General features: G+C 50.0%; 19 protein-coding genes. 9 read left to right on the top strand and 10 right to left on the bottom strand.

The window, feature by feature from the left end; genetic code table 11:
• Positions 1–49: 49 nt before the first annotated feature.
• The gene (locus ACFOE0_RS18855; RefSeq protein ID WP_248934147.1) at positions 50–1,594 is read right to left on the bottom strand and encodes a YjjI family glycine radical enzyme; all 1,545 of its coding nucleotides are present in this window, start codon (positions 1,592–1,594) and stop codon (positions 50–52) included.
• A gap of 237 nt (positions 1,595–1,831) precedes the next feature.
• Between ACFOE0_RS18855 and ACFOE0_RS18850 the strand changes: the two genes are divergently transcribed.
• From ACFOE0_RS18850 to ACFOE0_RS18830, 5 genes are all read left to right on the top strand, one after another.
• A complete protein-coding gene (locus tag ACFOE0_RS18850) occupies positions 1,832–2,761 on the top strand; it encodes a LysR family transcriptional regulator (RefSeq protein WP_248934146.1) in 930 nt (309 codons plus the stop codon).
• Between the two features lie 330 nt (positions 2,762–3,091).
• On the top strand, positions 3,092–4,429 hold the full coding sequence (locus ACFOE0_RS18845) for a Na+/H+ antiporter NhaC family protein (RefSeq protein ID WP_248934145.1): 1,338 nt from the start codon (positions 3,092–3,094) through the stop codon (positions 4,427–4,429).
• 46 nt (positions 4,430–4,475) lie between these two features.
• The gene (locus ACFOE0_RS18840; RefSeq protein WP_248934144.1) at positions 4,476–5,144 is read left to right on the top strand and encodes a hypothetical protein; all 669 of its coding nucleotides are present in this window, start codon (positions 4,476–4,478) and stop codon (positions 5,142–5,144) included.
• Between the two features lie 96 nt (positions 5,145–5,240).
• Positions 5,241–5,951 carry a hypothetical protein gene (locus ACFOE0_RS18835; protein ID WP_248934143.1) on the top strand — a complete coding sequence of 237 codons (711 nt, stop codon included), beginning with the start codon at positions 5,241–5,243 and terminating at the stop codon, positions 5,949–5,951.
• A 1-nt stretch (position 5,952) separates the two neighbouring features.
• On the top strand, positions 5,953–6,666 hold the full coding sequence (locus ACFOE0_RS18830) for an RNA pseudouridine synthase (protein ID WP_248934142.1): 714 nt from the start codon (positions 5,953–5,955) through the stop codon (positions 6,664–6,666).
• Between the two features lie 16 nt (positions 6,667–6,682).
• Here the strand turns inward: ACFOE0_RS18830 and ACFOE0_RS18825 are convergent, their stop codons facing one another.
• From ACFOE0_RS18825 to ACFOE0_RS18815, 3 genes are all read right to left on the bottom strand, one after another.
• Positions 6,683–8,839 carry a S46 family peptidase gene (locus ACFOE0_RS18825; RefSeq protein ID WP_248934141.1) on the bottom strand — a complete coding sequence of 719 codons (2,157 nt, stop codon included), beginning with the start codon at positions 8,837–8,839 and terminating at the stop codon, positions 6,683–6,685.
• 442 nt (positions 8,840–9,281) lie between these two features.
• The gene (locus ACFOE0_RS18820) at positions 9,282–10,469 is read right to left on the bottom strand and encodes an aromatic amino acid transport family protein (protein ID WP_248934139.1); all 1,188 of its coding nucleotides are present in this window, start codon (positions 10,467–10,469) and stop codon (positions 9,282–9,284) included.
• A 398-nt stretch (positions 10,470–10,867) separates the two neighbouring features.
• Positions 10,868–12,055: an amino acid permease gene (locus tag ACFOE0_RS18815; RefSeq protein ID WP_248934138.1), complete on the bottom strand. Its 1,188-nt coding sequence runs from the start codon at positions 12,053–12,055 to the stop codon at positions 10,868–10,870.
• Positions 12,056–12,769: 714 nt separating this feature from the next.
• On the opposite strand from ACFOE0_RS18815, the gene ACFOE0_RS18810 reads away from it, so the two are divergent.
• On the top strand, positions 12,770–13,327 hold the full coding sequence (locus tag ACFOE0_RS18810) for a TMEM165/GDT1 family protein (RefSeq protein ID WP_248934137.1): 558 nt from the start codon (positions 12,770–12,772) through the stop codon (positions 13,325–13,327).
• Between the two features lie 220 nt (positions 13,328–13,547).
• On the opposite strand, the gene ACFOE0_RS18805 is transcribed toward ACFOE0_RS18810, so the two are convergent.
• The 5 genes from ACFOE0_RS18805 to ACFOE0_RS18785 all read right to left on the bottom strand — a co-directional run bounded on the left by ACFOE0_RS18805 (position 13,548) and on the right by ACFOE0_RS18785 (position 19,825).
• On the bottom strand, positions 13,548–13,994 hold the full coding sequence (locus ACFOE0_RS18805; RefSeq protein ID WP_248934136.1) for a PaaI family thioesterase: 447 nt from the start codon (positions 13,992–13,994) through the stop codon (positions 13,548–13,550).
• Between the two features lie 311 nt (positions 13,995–14,305).
• Positions 14,306–15,016 (bottom strand): purine-nucleoside phosphorylase, encoded by a 711-nt coding sequence (deoD, locus tag ACFOE0_RS18800; RefSeq protein WP_115137261.1) that lies wholly within the window; start codon positions 15,014–15,016, stop codon positions 14,306–14,308.
• 4 nt (positions 15,017–15,020) lie between these two features.
• The gene (locus ACFOE0_RS18795) at positions 15,021–16,247 is read right to left on the bottom strand and encodes a NupC/NupG family nucleoside CNT transporter (protein ID WP_248934135.1); all 1,227 of its coding nucleotides are present in this window, start codon (positions 16,245–16,247) and stop codon (positions 15,021–15,023) included.
• Positions 16,248–16,702: 455 nt separating this feature from the next.
• Entirely contained in the window at positions 16,703–17,143 is a 441-nt protein-coding gene (locus ACFOE0_RS18790) for a hypothetical protein (RefSeq protein WP_248934134.1), read from the bottom strand.
• Between the two features lie 168 nt (positions 17,144–17,311).
• Positions 17,312–19,825, bottom strand: a complete 2,514-nt coding sequence (locus ACFOE0_RS18785) for a S8 family serine peptidase (protein WP_248934133.1) — start codon at positions 19,823–19,825, stop codon at positions 17,312–17,314.
• 446 nt (positions 19,826–20,271) lie between these two features.
• On the opposite strand from ACFOE0_RS18785, the gene ACFOE0_RS18780 reads away from it, so the two are divergent.
• Both ACFOE0_RS18780 and ACFOE0_RS18775 read left to right on the top strand, forming a co-directional pair.
• A complete protein-coding gene (locus ACFOE0_RS18780) occupies positions 20,272–20,703 on the top strand; it encodes a curlin (protein ID WP_248934132.1) in 432 nt (143 codons plus the stop codon).
• A 29-nt stretch (positions 20,704–20,732) separates the two neighbouring features.
• On the top strand, positions 20,733–22,286 hold the full coding sequence (locus ACFOE0_RS18775) for a curlin (protein WP_248934131.1): 1,554 nt from the start codon (positions 20,733–20,735) through the stop codon (positions 22,284–22,286).
• A 435-nt stretch (positions 22,287–22,721) separates the two neighbouring features.
• On the opposite strand, the gene ACFOE0_RS18770 is transcribed toward ACFOE0_RS18775, so the two are convergent.
• Positions 22,722–23,387, bottom strand: coding sequence for a helix-turn-helix transcriptional regulator (locus ACFOE0_RS18770; protein ID WP_115137267.1), 666 nt, complete (start codon positions 23,385–23,387; stop codon positions 22,722–22,724).
• A gap of 841 nt (positions 23,388–24,228) precedes the next feature.
• On the opposite strand from ACFOE0_RS18770, the gene serA reads away from it, so the two are divergent.
• Entirely contained in the window at positions 24,229–25,458 is a 1,230-nt protein-coding gene (gene serA, locus ACFOE0_RS18765; RefSeq protein WP_248934130.1) for a phosphoglycerate dehydrogenase, read from the top strand.
• The last annotated feature ends 20 nt before the right edge of the window (positions 25,459–25,478 follow it).

Genomic DNA, 25,478 nt, shown 5'->3' with positions numbered 1-25,478 from the left:
ATGTCACTGTTCTTTAATACTCTTTAAATTGCTGTGGTTATCAATAAACTTACCTGGCCAACGCCGGAGTCATCTCCAGGCTGGCGACCCGAGGCATACGCTCAAGCACACCTGTATTCTTGGCCGCTTCAGCGCCCAGAAAAGTGGTGTTGGTGCGTGAGCCTTCATCATCATAACGAGCGATATCAGACAGCTTCACCATATAGCCGGTGATACGAACCAGATCATTGGAAGCCACGTTGGCAGTAAACTCACGGTAACCCGCCATCAAGGCGCCTTTGGCCAGGTTGTACATAGCCTCAGGGTTGGCTTTAACGGTTTCATCTATGGTCAGAATGTCACTGATACCAGAAGTGTAATACTGGTGATGACCGGCGGTAGCCTGCACATAGCTGACAGGATCCGGTTCTGTGCCATAAGGAATACGCACGCCCGGTGTTACCGCATCATCAATGCTGATACCGCCCTGAGCGTGCAGTACTGCCTTACCATTCAGGCCATAGGTGACTGTCATCTCATCCACCAGCTGTGCCAGTCTGGCAGAGATACGGTGACCCAGTTCATTGGCTTCCACATCATGACCGTAACGACCGGCCTTACCCGCTTTGTCCATCAGCTGGTTAACGGCTTCAGCCATACCGTAAATGCCGAACATAGGAGCAAAACGCTGCTCGTCGATCAGACCTTCTTTCGTCAGGAAGCTTTCGAAGAAGTTGGAGTCCTGGTGCAGGAAGCTGCTACGGGCATTCATCAACTCGCGCATCAGTTCGCTGTGATATGGCAATACCGACTCAAGGAAATCGGCTTCGTCTTTAGCCTTGGCTGCCACCAGCTTGAGGTTCATACGTACCAAGGTGTTGGAGCCGCCGCACAATGGCAGAGAGTTGTAGCAGCTCACAATGCCAAAACGCTTGTCGCCATAGGCTGCGGCATGCATTGGGTAATTGGCAATGTGAGGCTTGCTACACTCACAAATATTGCTCGCGGCCTGACGCAGCAGATCATCAGGCGTCACCGCCGGGTCATACATAAAGGTCAGATTGGGGGCTATCTGCTTAAGCTCAGCATCAACCTTGAGGATGGTGCGGCATACAGGGCTATCAGCTGGGCCAATGTTGACGTGCATAAAGGCGTCAGGCAGGGTTCTGTCGAGCATAATCCAGAAGCGCTTCAGCTTGGCGTACAGCTGCTCATCAGTCAGTTCACCCACATAAGGCATCAGCAGATCATCCAGCTGCCCCAGATACACAGGAATGGAGGTCACTGACGGCACATGGTGATAGATTATGCTCAGCATATTCAGCGCATCATCAAAGTCCTGCGCCGGAGCCAGCTCCAGATACTCAGAGCCATTTTTCAGAAATACCGCATAATCAGGCAGCACATATCTTGGCTTGAATGGCGCGTGACCTTCAAACATGTCACACACACTGCCATCGGCCATCACTTCACGTACCGCATCTGATACAGCCACATAAGGCAAAGACGCTTCCGCTTCCAGCGACAACCAATGGGTCTTTTGCTTCGGCGACAGATTTGGGTTGGTGATGATGTTGTGGAACTTTTGCTGCAGCTCAGAAAGGGCTTGAGTCATAGGGATACTTCCGAAACGGGTCTGGACCTTTTGCCTGACATATAGAGTCAGATTTTGATAGCCGCACTTTACCCACAGCAGTGGCAATTCCCCAGTGAATTATCGGGATTATGGCTTTTCCAAAAAGGAAATCCGCTGCACAGATCACAGTCGCAAATTCAGCAACTGCTGATAGAGTGACGCGCGATCTGCTGGTAGGCTTTCCGAGATCCCGAATAAAGCTCAAAGATCCCGGCTATGAACTATCTTGCTCTCTCCCGCGTCAGTATGAAGCACCTGGCGGTTTTCCAACTGATGCTACGCACCCAGAGTGTCACTCTGGCCGCAGAGCGCCTGTGTGTGACGCCATCCAGCATCAGTAAAACCCTGTCGCAGTTAAGGGAGCTGCTGGATGATGAACTTTTCTATCGGGAAGGCAATCAGCTGACTCCCACCCCCTATGCCATCAGTCTGGCGCCATCAGTGCAGGACATTCTCGCCAGGGTGAATGGCCTGATTGCCGAAGGAGAGTTCAATCCACAAACCTGGGTGGGACAATTTTCCCTGTCCATGCGCGCCAGCACGCTGGAGTTGTTCAGTGGGGCTATCGCCAGACTGAGCCAATCACTGGCCAGTTCGGTCAGCCTGAATATCTTTGCCAAGGAGCAATTGGGGTTTGATGCCCTGCTTAGGGGTGAGGTGCATTTTTTGCTGCTGCCCCACGATATTACCCAGCCACCAGTATTGCACAGAGATCTGGTGTGGAAGACAGTTATCAAAGATGAACTGGTGTGCCTGATGAATCCAGCTCATCCGCTCGCCAGCAAGCCGCTGACACTGGAGCGGTATCTGCAATACCGGCATATCGGCATCCATGACCGCGAACTGGCCGAGCCCTACTTCATTCAGCACCTCACTCAGGCCTTTCACGCCCGGGATGTGGCCCTGACCGTGGCCGACTTTGGTGGTGCTGCCAGCCTGTGCAGCCAAACAGATTACCTGCTGACCTGCTCCAAACTCTGGGCAGACAATGCCCCCCAGGCCAACAGACTGCTGCAAACCACCCTGCCCTTTGACTATGGCAAGGTGGGTTACAGTCTGGTGTGGAATCGCAATAGCCTGAAGGACCCAGCACTGTCCTGGCTACATCAACAGCTGCTGAAACTACTACCGAACACCTCAAACTAACCTATAAATATCAATTGCTTAGTTATAATCATGAAAATCTAATACTTTTGGGTGTCTTCTATCGCGCCCGGCAGTTTGCTTTGATGGTGGAAACTTTGGGACCGGGATCCGGGATCACACTTTTAAAGCGGAAGTAAAAACATCTAGACGTCTAAATTGACAGACATCTATCTATTCAATATATTTGCGCTAACTTAGCCGACAAACCTCATTAAATCAGTCGGCTCTATAACAAACGTTTGGCCGGAATTGATGCCGCCAGGATATAGCCAAGATTTGTACCTCACAGGGAAAGGGTACAAATAGATAAGAAAATAAGAGAGAAAAACTTTGACTCATCCAGTGACACCAGAAACGGCAAACAACCAGGGCTCCATTATCGCCCTACTGCCCCTGTTCCTTTTCCTCGCGCTGTTTATTGGCGCCGGTTTGTACTTCCAGAGCCTGGGAACCGACTTTGCGTTCTACCAACTGCCTGCTCCAGTGGCGATTCTGCCCGCTATCGTGCTGGCGTTGGTTATCTCCAAACAGAAGCTGAACTCAGCCATTGAGACCTTTATCGCCGGGATAGGCCACAGCAATATTATTGCCATGTGTCTTATCTATCTGTTGGCAGGTGCCTTCGCCTCTGTCGCCAAGGCCACTGGTGGTGTTGATGCTACAGTTGCCCTGGGTCTGTCGCTGATCCCTTCTGAGCTGCTGCTGCCAGGTTTCTTTGTAATTGCCGCTTTTATTGCCACCGCCATGGGTACCTCCATGGGCACAATCGCTGCCGTAGCGCCAATTGCACTGGGCGTAGCCGATCAGGCCGATATCAGCCTGCCATTGATGGCTGGTGCAGTAATGTCCGGTGCCCTGTTCGGTGACAACCTGTCCATCATCTCTGATACCACAATTGCAGCCACCCGTACTCAGGGCTGTGAGATGAAAGACAAGTTCCGCGAGAACCTGATCTTTGCGCTGCCTGCAGCATTGATCACCCTGATACTGTTCACCTTTGCCGGTCAGGGACAGGCCGAGCTGGCCGCTCAGGAGATCGACCTGATTAAAGTGATCCCATACCTGACCATTCTGGTGTTGGCGGTTGCCGGATTGAACGTGTTCGTCGTACTGGCCATAGGTATTGTGCTGGCAGGCGCTACCGGCCTGCTGGGCGGCGAATATGGCTGGGTCACTTTTGGTAAGGATATCTACACTGGCTTCACCAATATGCAGGAGATCTTCATTCTGTCCATGCTGGTAGGCGGCCTGGCAGCGCTGATGCAACAACAGGGTGGCCTGACTTTTGTGAGCCGTCAGATTGAGCGCGTGATCGCCCGCTTCTCCAAGGCAAAAGGTGAAGCTTCCTGTCGCGCTGCTGAGCTGGGTATGGCTGGTATTGCTGCCGCCACTAACCTGTGTGTGGCCAACAATACAGTGGCGATTGTGGTCAGCGGTGATATCGCCAAAGACCTGGCGACCAAACACGGCGTCACACCAAAGCGCTCCGCCAGTATCCTGGATATCTTCGCCTGTATCATTCAGGGCCTTATCCCTTACGGTGCCCAGGCGCTGTTGATCGCCTCAACTTTCGCAATAAGCCCTGTAGAAGCAGTAAGCTACACTTGGTATGGTATGGTACTGGCAGTCGTTGCAGTCGCCATTGTGATAGTTCGTCCACGTAGCTGACAGGCCAATGGCGCTCTGAACGGGCGCCTTAAATACAGGGAACCTCATGTCGAAAGATGAGGATATTCAACACGGAAAGTACGATCCCCACAGACTGATTTTTCATATGTGTCTGGTGGGGGTCAGCATTTGTGCCCTGGGCATGGTTGCGACCCTGTACGCCTTCTTTCAAGAGCTGGGTTGGGGCATCTTCAGTCTGCATGTCGATGCTCTGGGTGATTACCTGCGTTCCCCCCTCGCCTTTGTTTATAATGTTTGCCTGCTGCTTGCCGGCGCCTGTTTTGTTCTTGCCATGTATGGGCTGCATCTGGTCCGGTATGACAGGTTTACCTCTCTGTTGGCTCTGTCGGGCATGCTTTGCGGGGTCACCATCATGCTGCTGGGCGTTTACCCCTTTAACGATCAGCCTGCCCATCACCTGGTGGTCATCGCATTTATCTCCAGTTCCATGTTGATGTTCGGCGTGCTGTTTCTGTACCGTTTCGCCCGCCCTCAAATCTGTCCCTCATTGCTGGGGATCATCAGCCTGGTCGGCTTTGTCAGTTGCCTGATGGTGCTGTGGGAGCTGGAGCCCAACAGGCAAACCTCACTGTGTGAAGATGGCAAGCCTTGTTATCTTGCCATGCTGATGTGGACCCATACATTTGCCACCATGCTGACAGGGATTGGGCTTGCCATGATGGCCAGACGCCTGATCGCCGCCACCCTGGACTGATTTACTCCATATTGGCCAAATTTGTGAGCTGCGCACTGGACTCGGAGCACGGCTTAATGAATATTAGCGCCCCCGAAATTCAGTCAATTTTTCACCATGTACGCCAGACCTGCCCCCTCACTGGGACAGTACGATCTTCATCATCTGATCATTTTCCTTATGCTGACCGGCGCCTTTGTTGCCACGGCAGGCCTGGTGCTGACTGTAGGTTATGAATATCTGTGCATGGGACTGAAAGTCTTTGCCCTGAGAGCCAATCAACTGGGTGACTATCGGCTGTCGCAAATGGCTTATGTGATAAATGGCAGCACCCTGTCTTACGGCATGTGTACCCTGATGGGGATGTTTGGCCTGTACCAGTTGAAACTGGATAATCTGAGCAAGCTGATGGCAATGACCGGTGGCTGGATGGGGCTGTCAATTCTGCTTATTGGGATATACCCACTTAACTATTTGGAGCAACACAGGTTCTGGTCAACCAGTGTGCTGTTCAGCTGCATCATCCTGTGCATTATCACCATAGTGGGCTGGCTGTCCCACAAGCGCTACTGCACCCGTGGAATGACTATTGTCAGCATTCTGCTGTTTCTTGGTACCTTCGCGATTTTGTTGCAGGTTGACCTCAAAACACTGCAACTGCAGCCCTGCCCCAAGGTTCTTGAGCCTCATTTCTGCTCTATCGCCCTTAACTCCTGGGCCATGTGCATATTGTCGATAATCTGGGATGTACTGCTGGCGTTGAATATGCGTAAACTTGTGATCCAGGATTATCAGGCGCTATCGCTCAGGCATTTAAGGGGAGAGTAAATTGAGATTGGCACACTACCTTGCTCAGTGCGGTGTAGGCTCCCGCAGGCAGTGCCAACGTCTTATTACTGAGGGACGGGTCAGTTTTCAGGGACGGATAGCCAATCACACCGATCGATATACTCAGTCCTGCCCGCAGGAGCTTTTGGTAGACAACCAGCCTATTCCCTGCCCTGAACCTAAAACCTGCTGGCTTTTCCACAAACCCGTTGGAGTTGACTGCCGTTTGCAGGCACATGATCCCTCCAGCCTGTTTCACCGATTGCCAGACTCCCCCCGGCTTTACCCCGTAGGCAGACTGGATAAGGACTCCCGGGGGCTGTTGCTGCTCACCAATCATGGTGATCTGACACAGCGCCTGATGCATCCGGACTTTGGCCACACCAAGACCTATCACGTCACTGTCGATCGCCCTTTTGACCAGACTTTTACTCAGATGATGTCTGCCGGTGTCAGCTATGGCGAAGTCACTACCCTGCCCTGTGAGTGCCGGGCACTTGACCAAAACAGGTTTGAAATCATCCTCACCCAGGGGCTTAACCGCCAGATTCGCCGCATGTGCAAAGCACTGGGCTACCGGGTAATTGACCTGAAACGAATTGAAATTATGGGACAGCGTCTGATGGATGCTCAGGGGATTGAGCTTGAGGAAGGAAAAATGCGGCCGCTCACTGACAGTGAACTGACCGCATTGATTTTGGCTGTTGGTCTATAAAAACCAAGCAGCAGGATTACTTAACGATAACCATCTCTTCCAACAGGTTGTCAGCGTTATCCAGATACTCCATCACCCACAACATATAACGGCTATCCACCTGAATAGAGCGATTGGTTTGGGCATCATAGTTCCAGTCGCCAATGATTGACTCATAAACACCGTCAAACAGCAGTCCCACCAGCTCGGCACGACCATTCATAGCCGGTGAACCTGAGTTACCGCCAGTGGTATCCAGGGTCGACAGGAAGTTTACCGGTACTGAGTCGATGGCAGACATATAGTAATCGCCATACTGTTTCTGCTCGATCAGCTCCAATTGCTTCTTGGGCGCATCGAATGGGTCAACACCTGTGTCCTTGGCCAGAATGCCTTCCAGACGGGTGAATGGAATAGCATACATTCCATCCTGCGGCGCATAACCTTTAACATGGCCAACAGTGACACGCAGGCTGGAGTTGGCATCAGCATAAACCGGCTTACCCTGGCTTTCATTGAAGGCAATAATGGCCTCCATATAGACAGGACGAACCTTCATCAGGTCGCCTGCCAGCTGTTTACGCTCTGCTTCCAGTGTCTGACGGGCATCATAGCGGGCAACAGCCAGCTTGATAAAGGGGTCATCAGACTGCTTAAACTCCTCAACAGACTTGTCCATCCAGGCCAGTCGGGTCGCTTTGTCGTCCAACTTTGTGGCGGCATAAGCTTTATTGAGCATCTTCTCAAGCCTTGCCTGATCAAACTTGCCCTTAATACCGAATGCCTTATCAAATCCGGGCACACGCTGATCGGCAGGCAACTGGGCATAGCGACTCAGCATCTCCAGGAAAATCGCCTTATCCACACTCTCGGCATAACGGCGGTCGATGCGCTCCATACCTGATTTAAAGCGAGTCATATCCCGCTCCTGGTAACCAGGTTCACGCTCCATATCCGGCTTTTGCTTCTCATTGGCCAAACGATACAGACTGTCTGCCGTCTTAAGCATCTGGGAGTAACCCATATAGCCGAGGATCAGATCTCTTTCCTGAGTTTGCTTGTCTTTGGCAATCAACTGGTTCAACTCGGCCAACGCTTTACCGTACTGCTTTTTACGGTCGCTGTTGGCATTGATCCACTCTGCCAGTTCCTTCTCCATGGCTACCTTGTCCGCCAGCATGGAAGACTTGCCATAGAACTCAACCATTGAGGTGTAGTTTTTGGCGTAATTGGCCAGCCCAGCCAACGCGCTCTCATACTTAATGCGATCGTCAGAACCTTCCGGCGCGGCTTCATAGATGATGTCCATAATGGTTTCCCGCAGCCCTTTGGCATTGGGGTATACCCATTCAAACTGGTTCTCCACCTCTTCAGCAGTACGGTACCTGTTGGTGCGACCGGGATAACCGGCAACCATCACAAAATCCCCTTCCTGCACACCTTTGGCTGACACCTTCAGGAAGCTATCCGGCTCAAACGGCACATTGTCTTCGCTGTAATCGGCAGGCTTACCATCTGGTCCGACATAGGCACGATAGAAGGAAAAATCACCGGTATGACGTGGCCACATCCAGTTGTCGATGTCACCACCATATTTACCCACGCTGCCCGCCGGGTTGTACACCAGACGTACATCGCGGATCTCTAACTGTTTCACCAGATAATATTCAAGGCCACGGTGGAAGCTGTATACCTTACAGCGATAACCACCTTCCTTTTCACATTCAGCAACCAAGGTCTTTTCGCGAGCTTCTACCGCTTTGTAGAAATCATTGCCCTGCTTTGATGACAGCCCGGCTGTCACCTTGTCGGTCACATTGGTGATCTCTTCAGTAACATACATGCGGGAGCCGGGAGTCGCCTGCAGTTCATCTGACATCTTGCGCGCCAGAAAGCCATCTTTCAGCAGGTTATTTTCAGCAGTGGAGTTATATTGAATAGCGCCGTAGGCACAGTGATGATTGGTCACCACCAGGCCTTTTGGCGATACGAAAGAAGCGGTACAGCCACCCAGGCTAATCACCGCATTCATAGGAAACTCAGTCAGCTCAGAGATAGACTTTACATCAATCTCAAGGCCCTTTGCCTTCAGCTCAGCAGCCATATCAGGCAGCTGGTGCGGCTGCCACATCCCCTCATCGGCGTGTGCGGTAAAGGCCGTGGCCACCGCAGCCGTTAATAACCATTTTTTCATGATCTTATGTCCATATATGTATTTGCTTTTGTGGGTGGCCATCCCGCCCTTTAATCATTTTTGTGCCGGGCAGAAACAAAAAAGTCGGGCCAACTGGAACCCGACTTTATCATATGTCACTTTTTTGCCAACTCTACCGACATGATGCGTTACAAAAGCACCACTGAAAGGCTAGGATCTGTTGACCTTTCATGGTTGAGTTTTGCTCGAGATAGACGCGCTTTAATCGCGACGCAAGGTGTGCCGCCTAGTGGGCCTAAGCAAATACCTTGCAACAAAGAGTAAAGCGCGTATAGCCGAGCCCTTCGGGCAGCGTTTGTCGTCGCTTTCTACTGCATTAACGCTCATTTATGTAGAACAACTACACCACAATCGCGTTGCTTTGTATAAAACAACGACAAAGAGCTGCAAAAACCATCTTCAAAGGTCAACAGACCCTAGATCACAGCGCTACCCAAAGTTGGGCAAACACTATCATTATGCCGGCAATGGCTGACACTGCCAGTGCCGCTTTTCCACCTGACACCTGATATCCCTGAGGCTGTATTTGCCGCTGACGCAATACCATGGCAATAGGCAGAAAGATGATCATCACCACCAGTGGCACTGCTGCAAAACCGAGTACAGCCACAAAACCATCAGGGTAGAAAAGTGCACACAACAGAGGTGGAATAAAGGTAATCAACCAGGTTTGAATACGGCCGGCCACAGTCTGGGCTGCGCGGGTCAGCTCAGCGACGAAGTCATACAGGCTCAGGGTCACACCCAGGAAGGAAGTGATCAGCGCCAGGTCAGCAAACAGAGATACCGCCTTACTGATGAAGTCACTTTCCACAATCGCCTTCAATGCAGTAACCAACTCGGCCAAAGAACCATTGAAAGAGTTGATTTCAGGACCGCCTACTGTGCCCAGGGTCACCATCAACCAAAGGATATAACAGGCCAGCGGGATAGTAGAACCTATCAAGAGTACTTTACGCAGGACCTTGGTATCACCATCCAGATAGCGCACCAGAGTCGCGATACAGACATGGAAACCAAATGAGGTGAACACCACAGGGATGGCTGCCATCCATATACCAGCAGGCTCCTCAGAGGCAGCCTGCAGCATCATCTGAGTCGGGCTCACTTCAGGCACCAGAAACACGACAACAATCACCAAAGCGACAACCATCAGAGAGAACAGCAAACGGGACACCTTGTCGACCCAGGCTACTCCCAGAGCCGCGAATCCTCCCAGGATAAGCGTAAACAGCAATACAGCAGTGGTATGGCTCAGCTCCATATCCAACATAGACTGGGCTTTTAACGTGAGCAGTGAAGAGCCGCCAGTCAGATAAGCCGCAGTCAAAGCAAACAGCAGGCTGAGAAAAGAGGCCCCCTGGATAAACTGTCCTTTTTTCCCCAACAATTTACCGGTAATGACGTGGACATTCTCACCGACACCTGACTTGAGATTAATCTCCAACATCAGCAAGGCGGTATATGCCGACAGTCCCCATATAATCAGCATTAGCACCAGGGCTTGCCAGAACCCCAGTGCAGCAGTGGCCAAAGGCAAAGCCAACATACCGGCACCAATGGCCGTCCCTGCCACAATGGCGATAGAACCCAGAGTCTTTAAAATCACAAATATGTCCTGTTATCTCATTATTCTTGTTTTACATAGCCACAGATTTACCGGGCAGCAGAGAGTCAGATTCAGAACAACGGTAAGCGGTGAGAGCGCAAAAGGAAATCATCAGCTTCCTGAAGCGGATTAAACGCGGGAGCAAGGTTCAGGCGTTATCTGTTCAAACGTCGCCATAAACTAACCGGGCCAGGGGGTCTGTCGAAGTCACAATGCCCCAGGCACGAGAACTATCTCTGCTTACTCTAAAAATTTGACCTCAGCGGACATTATCAGAGCCTACTGAAGCGCACAAGGGAACGCCGCCGAGCCGGGCAAACAGAGATACGATACAAATCAGGGAGGCGTCATCGCCAAAGCCTTTAATTCAGCCAGGTCTGACGCTCCCTTAGGTGTTCTTACAACGCCACCCACAACTGAGCGAACACAATAGCCAGACCGCTGGATGCAGCCAGCATAAACCCGACTTTCCCACCTGCTACCTGATAACCAGAAGAATGGGAGTAACGCTGACGCAGTGCCATGGCGATTGGCAAAAACACTATGATGAAAACCAAAGGCACAGCGGCAAAACCCAATACCGCAATGAAACCATCCGGGTAGAAAAGCGCACACAACAAAGGCGGAATAAAGGTAATCAGCCAGGTTTGCAGACGCCCAATAAAGGTATTGGCAGTTCTTGTCAGCTCAGCCAGAAAATCGTACAGGCTCAGGGTCACCCCCAGGAAGGAGGTGATTAATGCCAGATCTGCGAATAATGAAACCGCTTTGCTGATGATATCGCTCGCCACTATCGCCTGCAGCGCGGTAACCAGTTTGGGAAGAGATCCTTCAAGCCCATGAATTGCCGGGCCACCGAGCGTTCCCAACGTCACCAGTAACCACAAAATATAACAGGCCAGGGGAATGGTAGAGCCTATCAGCAAAACCTTGCGCAACGCTTTGGCATCACCATCCAGATAACGAACCAGAGTGGCAATACACACATGAAAGCCGAACGACGTAAAGACGACGGGAATCGCAGCCAACCAAGCATTTCCCGGATTATCTGTCACTGCTTGAGTCATCACCTGTGCAGGACTGACTTCCGGTAGCAGGAACAGAAGCACAAGCGCCAGCGCCACAACCATCAAAGAGAACAGCAGTCTCGACACCTTGTCTACCCAGGCCACGCCCATAGCCGCAAATCCACCCAGGATACCGGTAAACAACAACACGGCCGCGGTATGGCTCAATTCGATATTCAGCAGAGTTTGCGCTTTAAGAGACAACAGCGAAGACCCACCGGTTAAGTAGGCCGCAGTCAGGGCAAACAACAAACAGGTGAAGGAGGCGCTTTGGATAAACTGGCCTTTTTTGCCCAGTAACTTTCCGGTAATAACAAAGAGGTTATCCCCAACACCGGATTTCAGGTTGATCTCAAGCATCAGCAAAGAGGTGTATGTGGCCAATGCCCAGATAACCAGCATCAGTACAGTAGCCTGCCAGAAACCCAAAGCTGCAGTCGCCAGAGGCAAGGCCAACATACCCGCACCGATAGCAGTACCTGCCACTATGGCAATAGAACCCAGTATTTTTAAACTCACGAATTTGTCCTGTTATTGTTTATTTTTGTATTTAATCGCGCCGAAAAACCGGACGCAGGAGGTCAGATTCAGAACTGGGTACAGGAGAGTATTTGAGGGGGAAAACCTGGGTTTTCAGAAGTGTGATAGTTCGAATGAAGACAATCCGGAATCACTTGCTCAGCCTACTACACCATTCCAACTCTGACGGTCGAACGGTAAGGCCCCAATGGCTGTGCTTGATTCCTTTTGGAATTAGGCCGGCCACCGGGGCTGGCTAAATCGCAACTTGATCATCGTAAGGTACATCACTCTATAGATTAGATATTTTTACTTCAGAGGACATTATCAGAGCCTTTTACCCTGCACAATAGCGCGGGACAGCGTATTTCGAAGAAACAGAAAAATATGAAGTAAGTCCGCCTTGAATGGTTGAAAAGCCAACAGAGATCATTAAAATGTCGCCGTCCTCGGGGGAGTAGCCGCCTGACGTTGAGAACAGAATGAATATCTGGGTCAACATAGGGGTGAGTATCAACAAACTTGGCAAGGTGTACTGCACCAACAATTACGCCATGGTGCTCACAGTTAACAGCATGCTTAAGCCTGCTTAGCTAACCTGGCAAGACCTGAGTACCGTAATCCATATCATTAAATGGAGCGGTGCTCGTGCGTCTGAATTCCCTGTACTCCTCAGGTTTCACTCCACCCGCACTGCTCTTCGGGAGATTTCAATTGGAAGCTTTTCTGGCCTCAACCCTTGCCGTTGCCATTGCGGAAATCGGTGATAAAACCCAACTGCTGGCGCTACTACTGGCTGCCCGCTTAAAAAACAAAACCGCTATTGTCTCCGGTATTCTGGTAGCCACAGTCCTGAACCACTTTGCGGCAGCCTGGCTGGGCCAATGGGCAATGGAATGGGTATCGCCACAACTTGGCAGTTGGTTAATTGCCGCTTCTTTCTTTGCCATTGCCCTATGGGTATTGGTGCCAGACAAAGCGGACGAGGAGGAAAGTCGCTTCTATCGGTTCGGTCCCTTTATCGCCACCTGCATTCTGTTCTTTATCGCCGAAATTGGTGACAAAACCCAAATCGCGACCGTAGTGCTGTCAGCCCGTTATGATGATCTGCTGATGGTAGTGACCGGTACCACAGTAGGCATGTTGCTGGCCAATGTACCAGTGATCTGGTTGGGTGACTTCAGCGCAGAAAAACTGCCGCTGAATTGGATACGCCGTGGCTGTGCCCTGCTTTTTGCCGTACTGGGGGCAGCGACTCTGGTATATGCCTGAGTCTTTGATATTCAAGCCATTATCTGGCGTTGCACCCAGTCTTCAATCAAGTCGTAAACAGATGCCATAGCGCCTCTCCTGTATAGTGGGAAAAGCTTAAGCATAGAGTCTTTCGGGACAAACTAAATCGATTAATTAAGATTGTCCTTATCTATAAATTAAAAGATTCAGAAACAGCAAAGCCCGCATACAGCGGGCTTTGTGTTTCTATCATTCTGACTCAGCTCTTGGCTCTGGCCACCACAGCCGCCGTCATACGGGAGATACAGGTCATCTCTCCGGCACTGTTATAGATCTTCACTTCCCACACTGAGCTGCGTTTGCCCAAATGAACAGGAGTGGTTATCGCCTTTAATACTCCATTACGGGACGCCTTAAGGTGATTGGCGTTGATCTCCTGACCAACGCAGTAAAAGTTCTCAAAGTCCACTGCAAAATTGGCAGCGTAACTGGCAATGGTCTCAGCCAGCACTACGTTGGCACCACCGTGCACTATACCCAGAGGATTATGCAGGTGCGGTCCAGCAGTCATGGTCGCTACCATATAATCATCACCGATTTCGGTGACCTCTATCCCCAGAGTTTTCATCAAAGTCCCTTTGCCACTGATGCCGTTATCCAGCCGGGCGCAGTCTTCAAGCGTGACAGGCCTGAACCAAATACTCATACATAGAATCCTTAATCTTGATCAGTTGCAGGCAGTCTACTGACTAAATGCTGACTTGCAAAGGGTGATGAAGTTAGGAAAGGCGGCAATAGTAGGTGGCGTATCACAGTTTCGTGAAAGTGAATATTTGCACTCTCTCAAGTACTTATGATTTGCAGAAAGCTAAGAGGATATCGTTGGTGACAGATACAAAGTGGCCCCCGCTATCCGTTCGTTTTTTATAGTTGGATATCCGGGGGCCGTAGGGTAATCAGGTAGTCCTGACCTTATTTTTATTTTTCCATGACTTTGCCCCTAAGGGCGGCCTGGTATTAATCCAGGTCTTTAACGGCTTCCAGAGTCAGCTTGATCATATCGTTCAGAGTCTGCTGACGTTCTTCAGCGGTCAGGTGTTGACCCAGACGCAGATGGTCGGTCACTGTCATCATGGCCAATGCACGGGCGCCAAACTCAGTGGCAACACCATACAGACCAGCAGCTTCCATTTCCACACCCAGCATGCCGTACTTTTCCATAAAGTCGTAACGGCTCTCATCCGGGCTATAGAAGAGATCAGAAGAGTACAAGTTACCCACATGGTAGCTGGCGCCCAGCTTCTCAGCAGCATCAGCAGCACGACGCAGCAGACCGAAGTCAGCGATCATAGCGAAGTCAGTCTGTGGGAAACGGGTACGGTTAACGGCAGAGTCAGTGCTCGCGCCCATCGCCATAACCACGTCCATCAGCTTGATCTTCTCGCTTACCGCGCCGCATGAACCAATACGAATGATGTTTTCAACACCGAAATCGGTGATCAGCTCTTTGGCATAGATAGAGATGGATGGAACACCCATACCAGACCCCATCACAGAGATGCGCTTGCCCTGGTATTCACCGGTATAACCAAACATATTACGCACGTCAGTCACCAGACGGGCATTTTCCAGAAAGTTTTCAGCGATGTACTTGGCGCGCAGTGGGTCGCCAGGCATCAGAACTGTTTTTGCAAAGTCGCCACTCTGGGCATTGATATGTGGTGTCATGGAATTAACCCCCAATAGAGAACAACAGACCGGCAATAGTGCCGCTCATCAAGTTGGCCAAAGCAGCTGCAATCAGTGCTTTACCGCCAATTTTACCCAAATCGTGACGACGCTCAGGGCACAAAGCCGACAGACCGCCAATCACCATGGCCAATGAACCAATGTTGGCAAAGCCACACAGGGCGAAGCTGATAATTACCTGGGTCTTTTCAGACAGCTGATCTGCCACCTTAAGGAAGTCAACGTAAGCCACAAACTCGTTGATCACCATCTTCTGACCAATGAAAGAGGCAGCAGTGGTTGCTTCGCTCCAGGGCACACCCATTACCCATGCCAGAGGAGCCAGGATATAGCCCAGAATCATCTGCAGAGACAGGCTTTCGATACCGAACCATCCGCCGATACCACCAATAATACCGTTCACCAGTGCAATCAGGGCGACGAACGCCAGCAGCAAGGCCGCGACTGCCATCACCTGCTGCATACCCATGGAGGCACCATTGGCGGCAGCATCCAGTACGTTAGCAGGCTTGTCTTCCAGATCGTCCATCACCTTCTTGATGTCGTTTTCCGGGGTTTCGGTCTCTGGCCACATCAGTTTGGCAAACAGCAGACCGGCTGGAGCCGTCATAAATACCGCCGTCAGCACGTACTTAACATCGACACCCATCTGGATGTAACCAATCATGGTACCGCCGGCCACAGACGCCAGACCACCAGTCATTACGGCAAACAGCTCAGAGCGGGTCATGGTTTTAACGAAAGGACGCACCATGGAAGGCGCTTCTATTGGACCAACAAAGATGTTGGCGGTCGCAGACAGAGATTCCGCACGGCTGGTACCCAGAATTCTGGCCAGAGCACCACCGATAACACCGATGATCATCTGCATAATACCCAGATGGTACAGCACAGCGATCAGCGAGCTGACGAATACCACCACACACAGTACGTTGATAACAAAGATAAAGCCCATACCGAAGTTGGCCAGGTCACCGAACAGGAACTTCAGACCTTCGTTACCATATCCGATAACGCTCATCACACCATCGGAAGCAACCTGCAGTACGCTCTGACCAGCAGGCACGTACATTACAAATGCACCGAAAGCCACCTGGAAAGCCAATGCGCCCAGCACAGTACGCACGTTAATCGCCTTGCGATTTTCTGACAGCAACACAGCCAGTCCCATCAGACTGAGCATACCTAAAATACTGATGAAAATTTCCATAAATTTTTAGTCCGGATAACCTGGAGATGGCGGCAGTGTATCCAGCGCAATTTCAGGAGCAAGAGATAAAGATCACTTTGTGAGGCGGGAAAATAATTTTTTTCTAAAGTTAATAATTAAACCGACAAATGGCAGTAGAGTTGCAACGCAGACAAAATAAAACACACTAAATTAGCCAAACAAAAACAAACAACCTCTCACGCTCAACCAAAAATCTCAACAAAGGATCTGCGCATGTATCCAGAAAATATGCTTCCAATTTGGCAATTTAGCCTCAGAAAACGAGAAATATTTAGATCTGTTTCGTAATTTAATTACACAAAATGGGGCAATTTATCGCCTATTAAGGATTCCCAGGCTTTCATTCTCATCTGTTCGCCTCCCTCCTGATTGAGTTTCGGGCACAAAAAAGCCCGCATTGCTGCGGGCCACTAACAATGGTGAGGAGGCTTTGATTAATAGAACCAACCTTTGGCGACACCCCGGCGGCTGATCAATACCAGCACGATTGCCCACAGAGTCACTATGGCCGGCATGATAAGCGCACTGGCCCCCAATACCGCATAGGCATCCAACACGATTAATGACGCTGCCATCTGTGCCACCACTGCAATTAAACTAATCAGCAATACAGGAGCAGCTTTGGCCATCTTAAACATCAGCATGCCACTGCCAGCCAGACCGGTAACTACCGCAATACCAAACAGGGCTGTCAGCCAACCCGGCGTGGCTTCGTACATCTGACGCTGAGCTTCAGTCATCTGCGCCAGCGCCTGGGCATCCACAGTCAGTTGGAAAAAGAAGTTCATTACGCCCAGCAAATTCCACATCAGACTGACCCAGATAAAGATCATCACTGCCATGGGAATTTTAATTTTATCGGTTTGTTCGCTCATTACGCTTTGTCCATCAAGACTTATTCTGATGCTTGAAAGTCTACCGCTGCTCCGTAGAAAAGCCTATAGAGGTTATTGATTGAGTATCAATCTATCAGGCCAATATTAAATGTATCCCAAAGAAAAAGGCGCCCGCAGGCGCCTTTAAAGTTCAACAATCAAACCTGTTTAGAATGTCGCTGTAACAGGTGCAGAACAGTTGTTGCCATCTGCATCGCAGATCTGATATTCAACACTGTCAGCAGAGGTGCTGAAACGGTCACGGTAACGACCATCATTCTCTGTCTCCGCTACCATCTCACCATCACGGTAAATGGCAACCATGTCACCATTTGCACCGCTCCAGGTCAGATCCACCAGCGCACTGCCACGACGGGACTTCATCGCACGCTTAACAGCAGCGTCGATGGTGCTAGGCTCAGACAGGTTAATCTCCATGGTTTCAGTGTCTGAATTCCCTTCGGAATCGGTCACAGTCATTGAAACATTGAAGGTACCAGCCATGCCGTAGTCATGGGTTGGGCTCATTTCAGTGGACGTATTGCCATCACCGAAGTCCCACTCATAGCCTGTGATATCACCATCAGCATCAGTACTGGTGTTAGTGAAGCTAACACTGAAGTCAGTCACCTCATAGGTGAATCCGGCTTCCGGTGCAGAAGAACCTGGGTCATCGCCCAGACCTGTGATCACCAAGCCCCAGGAGTTCAGTGTACCCAGGTCAGCACCTGCGTTATCACTCACTTTCAGCGTCCAGGTTCCGCCAGCCATTTCACCGTTGAAATCATTCAGCTCATAGGTTTCTACCAGATCATCTGCACTGCCACCACTGCGGTTATGCATAACAGATTCTGTGCCGTCCGGAGATACCAAAGACACGATAAGGTCACCAATCCAGGTATGAGTGATATCCACATTAGCGGTGACACCAAATATGGTGACATCGTCAGTCACATCAATGGTGCTTTCGATACCGTTAGGATCATTGTCAGGCAGATCGACCGGAGTTGTGTTCTCGTAAGGGTAATCCTGCAAGCCCTGCGGCAGAATGCTCAGAGATACATTCTTACTCTTGCTGAAATCACCATCTACACCGGTCACCGACATGGTGTAATTGCCCCATTGAGTGTCAGCCATAGTGGCTACATCCAAAGTGAAGGAATCGCCGGCTCCAGCGGTATCTGCTGACAGGGAAACGCCAGACAGTGCTGGTGAAACGGTATAGCTGAGGTTTGCCGTACCATCCCAGCCACCCACACTGGTTACATCGAAAGAGTAACTGGTAGAATCACCCGCAGTGATCTCACGTGCAGATGGCGTAACAGACAAACGGAAACCGGGAGCTGGATCAGCTTCTTCCAAAGCTGACAGCAGATTCAGTCGCTTGCCTGACGCTGTTTTGCCTTCAAGTGCAGGTAAGGAATCACCCGTTTCCATCAGCAGAGCTTTCATCTCAGCGACACTCAATGAAGGATCAAGAGACCAAACCAGAGCTGCGGCACCAGCCACATGAGGAGATGCCATTGAAGTTCCGCTGAATACAGAATAGGCATTACCTGGGGTACTGGACAGAATTGCACTGCCTGGAGCACCCAAATCAACACTCACCAAACCGTAGTCGGAGAAGCTGCTCATTGCATCATTGCGATCTGTACTGGCTACTGCCACGATCGCTGCAGAGTCATAAGAACCTGGATACCCTGGGTTCTGGTCACGGTCAGATGCACCATTACCTGCTGCAGCAACAAACATGATTCCCGCGTCACCACCAGCCTCAATAGAGTCCTTCAATGTCTGACTGAAGCCACCACCACCCCAGGAGTTGTTGGTCGCGCGCACATCAATACCACGGTTTACTTTAAGATCAGTAATATAATCAATACATTCAACCGCATCGGCCAGTGAACCAGAACCACTTGAGTTCAGGAACTGACAACCAATAATGCTGACATCCCAGTTAACACCAACGACACCAATGCCATTATTACCATCAGCACCTATGGTTCCCGCTACGTGAGTACCGTGGCCATTGCCATCCATTGGATCGCCATTATCGTTAAGCGCACTGAAACCATGAACGTCATCAACAACACCGTTTCCGTCATCGTCAATGCCGTTACCGGCAATTTCGCCAGGGTTTACCCACATGTTGGCGCTCAGATCTTCATGGTTGTAGTCAACACCGGTATCAATTACCGCAATGACTACATCTGAATCACCAGTTGTGATGTCCCACGCTTCGGGAGCGTCAACGTCAGCATCTGCAGTACCACCATCCTGTCCCGTATTATTCAGGCCCCACATTTCTGGATAGCGTGGATCATCCGGGGTACCAATCGCTCTGTAGATATAGTTAGGTTCAGCATATTTTACGGCAGGATGACGGCTCAGAATTTTCACAGCCTTCTCAATATCGACGCCCTTTCTCAGGGTCAACTTGGCCAGTTTACCGTCAAACAGAGTCTTAAATTTATCGTCAATACCATCGCCATTCTTGTCAGTCATGACACCGCGAACCAGCTGACGAGCCTGAGCGCGTTCAGCGGCAGTGGCATTGTCTTTATACATCACCATCAATGAGTCTTTCGCATACTCTGGTGACTTAGCCATCGCTGGTGCGGCACTTAGCATCAAAGCGCCACTGACTGCTACTGCCAGCGAAGAAAGGTTAATTTTAGACATAGTGATTTCCTATCATTTATGAATCAATCCGAAGCAGCCTGCACCAGTACCCCAGTCATTAAATTCAGCTCCGACATGCTGGAATCAGCTAATTTTGTGCAGCTCCAGCCTTTGCAGTCCTATCTTCGGAATCGGTTAAAACCAGCACATAGATGACACAGGTGGGAGGGGGTGAAAAGAGTTGCTCCCCTCCGACACAAACAAATCAGAAGAACCTACTAGTCCTTAATAACTGCCCCCTTATTGTTCAAATATTAAGCAACCCACTGAAGTTGGTGATTAGCCCAAGAAAAGTCGTATATCGACGCAGTTCAGCAAGCTTCTTACCCCAAAAAAGACTAGCCCTTCTTCCGATTGTGCCCTCTGTGTCTGGATCAGTAACTTCGGGTGTCGTGAATCATGGCGAGACCCGATTCCCATTGTTCACGGGAACACAGGAGGATGCAGTGGAGATTCAACTGAATCGGAAAGACTGGACGCAAAGACTACTGGCAAAAACTGGCGGTATCGCTCTGCTGGTGCTTGCTGGTGGAGCTTATGCAGAGCCTGTCCCCGTCACGTTACAAACACTGCTGGAAGCCAATGGCCGAGCAAACATTTTGTCCGCTTTGCAACAGGGAAATCATAACCAGCTAGAAGTATTGCAGGTTGGAGGTAACGAATTCCTGGCCATTCAGTCCGGAAACGCCAATCAGGCAACCGTCCAGCAACTCGGAGCAGGCAACGAGCTTTTGCTCAAACAAGAAGGCAATAACAACTCCGCCTTAATTACCCAGTATGGAGAAGACAGCAGTATTCAGCTTTTCCAGTACGGTGAGGCGAACTTTGCCATTCAACAACTCGCGTCAGGTGAACATCTCACCGTGACCCAATACTAAATACTAATAGCAGACAAGGAGCGTTTTTTATGAACCTCTATAGCAAGCAAACTTTACTGGCTCTGACCGTCGCAGCGGCTTTGGGTGTGTCAGCCGCACACGGTGCAGAAACCCATCAGCTGGAAGTAACTCAAGCCGGTGAAGGCAATACTGCAGAAGTCACGCAGACTGACCGTGACCATGTAAGTGAAATTAGCCAGACAGGCGTTGATAACACTGCGACAGTGTCTCAAGACGGCGTATTTGCTGAGAACTATGAAACCACCACAGGTAACAACAACACAACTACCGTGACTCAGGTGGACACCTGGCATATTAACCGTATGACCATCTCAGGTAATGAAAACACAGTAGAAGTATTCCAGGATGATTTCCTCAACCTGAACGATATTGAAATTACCGGTGACGGTAACTCAGTTGACGTCGAGCAGGATGGTAGCATCAACGATGCAGATACCTTTATGACAGGCAACGATAACAGCCTGAATCTGTATCAGTTGGGTAATAACGACAGCATTGTTGAAATGAATGGCAATAACAATACTGCAGATGTTGACCAGCAGGGCAGCAATAACCTGGCGGTATTCCGCGTAGCAGGTGATGACAATGACGCCACCATCGTTCAGGAAGGTGATAACAACCAGGCAGGTGAAATCGCATTGGATTTAGGCGCCAACGCAGGTAACAACAACGACATCGTTGTCAGCCAGTTTGGTAATGACAACTTCGCAGCAGTTCGTGGTGCCGCAGGTGATGGTAACTACTTCGAAGCCTTCCAGACCGGCAATAACAATACCGCCTTTGTTTATGACCTTACCGGTAGCGACAATGAGTTTGTCATTGAGCAGGAAGGTAATGACAACACTGCAGATATCCGTGCCGCCAATGGCGATGATAACGAAGTAGAAGTTTTCCAGGAAGGTCTGAATAACGCAGTTGGTGAGCCACGAGTCGCGATTATTGACGGCAACAACAATGAAGTTGAAATCGAGCAGACTGGTAACAATAACGTTGTAGACTTCGCTGTAGTGGGGGATGACAACGATGTGTTCCTGGAGCAGGATGGCAATGACAACCAGGCTCAATTTATCACTGCAGGCACCGACAACCTGATGCTGCTGGAAAGTACTGGTAACAATAACGAGCTATACAGCTTCGCTACCGGCGATGACAACAATGTTGAAGTCGAGCAGGATGGCAATACCAACTTCGCCTATGTAGACATTGTAGGCAGTGATAACGAAGTCGACGTTGAGCAGGAAGGCAATGACAATGAAACTATTGTCACTATCGCTGGCAGCGACAATGACGATGTCGAAGTCACCCAGCGCGGTGAACTGAACCTGGTTGACCTGCTGATCAACGGTGATGAAAACACTGCTGACATTATGCAAACAGGTAATGGTAACTGGGTTGGCGGCACTGATGGCGGTGCATTTGCTGTCGATGGCAGCGGTAACAGCCTGACCATAGTACAAACCGGCAATGACAACCTGGTCACAGGCTCTCAAACCGGTACTGGCCACAGCATCAATGTTAACCAAAACGGTAACTTCAACTCGGTCAATGTAGTTCAGAACTAATCATGATTGGGTAAACAAAGGGAGCCATGAAGGCTCCCTTTTTCATTTTACGCGCCTTTATTAAACTGAAGCACCCAGCCTTTCAATCAGGTAACGATTCCCTCAATGCACCTAATGCCCATAGCCGTATGGATTCGATTCAGTGGAAAAACTCTCGACTGCAACTCAGTTGCTTGATGAGGAGGACGAAGTGAACTATCACCCGGTTCAGTTCAATTTAAAAGGGGCGACTGTCTTCCAGCTTTGACCGCTGAGACAGCTTAAAGGGCAAGGCAAGTTCAGGGGCTCCAAATAGCCCCTCTACTGATTCCCAGATAGACACCTAAAGGGTCGAACAGGGCTTTGGTATATCCAAGCCACAATATGCAAAAGGGAGCCATTATGGCTCCCTCTTTATTTGCCCCAGCGGCCTTCATTCAGGCCCTAGCTTCAGACTCAACTCACTAAGTCGAAGTGAGTTTGATGAGACTGAGCCCAACGCAATAACTCGACTCTGTTTCTGGACTGAGTTTTGCGGAATATCGACGACAGATGCGCCTTGACCGTATGCTCGCTGATACACAATCTGTGTGCGATTTCTTTATTGCGGGCACCACTGCCAACCATCTGAATAATCGTTCGCTCGCGCTTGGTTAACGCCTGTAACATCGCCAGATTGTCTGCACTGACATGGGCATCGCCCTCAAGCTTTTGCACCAACTGTCTGAGCATTTTGCTCATCATTGGACGGTCAAACCACAACTCGTCCGATAGCATCTTTCTCAAACCAGTCAGTAATAGATCCATACGTTGGTCTGCATACAAAACCCCGCGAACGCCCATAAGCAGCAGAGCATCCAAAGCGATTGATCCCGCTTCGACCTGATAGATAGCAACAGGTACATGAGGTACCAGTCTGGTAACTATCAGTGGAATGCCTTGATTGTCCAATGCTGCGCCATGTTGGCTTATCAGATAGAAGCTGTTTTCTGAATTCCCCAGATCCAGCTCATTGACATGATTTACTACCCGGGTTTTTACTCCCATTGACTCGGCTAACATTGCCAAGTGACATGGGGCGGCTATTTGATGTAGGAAGACCAATTCCTTTGCTGTATCCATGCACCTTCCTCCTGGGTGATCTACTTTTGGCCACAGTTAAAACAACAACTAGGTTGTCGCGCTTTTCCATCCCTGGCACTCAAGTGCTCTTATAATAAGTTGCAAGATTGTGAAGACAAGCACCGACTGGATCATCATGCATTAGTATTAATTCGCGGTCAAAAAAACCACTAACAGCACATGGATTAGCATATTCTCCTAACAAGAACAGTCACTTAACCCTAATTTGGAAGGATTACCTATTAAGTAAGAAAAATCGAATGGTTATATATCATGTTGAAATAAAATATAAAAAACTGTATGAAAAACTCTTTTACCATTTAGTAATAAACGAAACAATTGCTATAACCTCCTTAATATTCAGCATTTCCCACTATCAGGACGCCAGAACAAGTCATCGCCGTAATTGACTAAGCAATCACAAAGCGCCATCAAAGAAGCAGACTAAACGCCCTCAAAAAAATTCACATGCCATTTACAATGACCAGTAAGATCGGCAATCCCCCCTTTACGGTTAACTTAAAAAATCCTCAACATCCAAATCTGTGGTTATAGCCTTCCTTATAAAGAGGTAGTCAATTGACACCAGAGTCCTCTACAGCCACCGTCATCCCCCAGCGTTAAGGCTTTTGGCCCGTCATCGCGCCAGACTATCTGACTGTCCCGAACTTGCTCTGCCAAATTGTTCGGGTGAGGGAATAAACACTTTCGCAGTAACCTCCTCCACAGGATTGTCATTTAATGCTAATTTGGTTTGCCCTAAGCGCGCCCGGCAGTAATGTCACCATAAGAAGGCCGCAAGGTTCGGCATTCGACATAAGAAATAAAAGGTACTCCTACAATGGCGAAATACTCGCTCCCAAAAGACAAAATAAAGATCCTGCTGCTGGAGGGGGTTCACTCTTCAGCGGTAGATGTGTTCCAGCGCGCCGGCTACACAAATATTGAATATCATCAGGCCTCCCTGACAGGCGAAGATCTGATGAATGCCATCAGCGATGCCCACTTTGTTGGTATCCGCTCCCGTACTCAACTGACAGCAGAGGTACTGCGCCATGCCGAGAAACTGGTAGCAGTAGGTTGCTTCTGTATCGGTACCAATCAGGTGGACCTCAAAGCGGCAGAGACTCTGGGGGTCCCTGTCTTTAACGCCCCCTTCTCCAACACTCGTAGTGTGGCTGAACTGGTACTGGGCGAGATCATTATGTTGCTGCGCGGCATTCCTCAGCGCAACGCTCTCGCCCACAGAGGTGGCTGGATGAAGAGTGCCAGTGGCAGTTTCGAAGCCCGTGGTAAAACGCTGGGCATTATTGGCTACGGCCATATTGGTACCCAGCTGGGCACATTGGCAGAAGTATTGGGAATGCGTGTGGTGTTCTTCGATATCGAAGATAAGCTGCCACTTGGTAACGCCCAACAACTGCACTCGCTGGAGCAACTCTTGTCTATCGCGGATGTCGTCAGCCTGCACGTACCTGAAACCCCGCAGACCAAGAATATGATGGGCACCAGTGAGCTGGCTGCAATGAAAAAGGGCAGTATTCTGATCAACGCTTCCCGTGGCACAGTGGTGGATATCGACGCCCTGACCTCGGCCCTGACTGAAAAGCAGATAGCCGGTGCAGCCATCGACGTGTTCCCGGCTGAACCCAAGTCCAATGATGATGAATTTGTCAGCCCACTGCGTGGCCTGGACAATGTGTTGTTGACTCCACATATCGGTGGCTCAACTCAGGAAGCTCAGGAAAATATAGGTATTGAGGTCGCGGGTAAGCTGGCCAAGTACTCAGACAACGGCTCCTCAGTGTCGGCAGTAAACTTCCCTGAAGTATCACTGCCACAACATCAGGGCACCTCGCGTTTGCTGCATATCCACCGCAACCGTCCTGGCGTACTTATTCAGATTAACCAGGCGTTTTCTGAAAAAGGCATCAACATCGCTGCCCAGTATCTGCAGACCACCGCAGAGATTGGTTATGTAGTAATGGAGGTGGAATCCCATCACGCAGAGGAAGCGCTGACTCAGCTCAATGCGATTGATGGCACCATCAGAACCCGTTTGCTGTTCTAAACAATCAAACCTGTATTGTT

The organism is Shewanella submarina (genome assembly GCF_042646185.1).
Classification (GTDB): domain Bacteria; phylum Pseudomonadota; class Gammaproteobacteria; order Enterobacterales; family Shewanellaceae; genus Shewanella; species Shewanella corallii.
This window is presented reverse-complemented; position numbering and strand designations above follow the sequence as displayed.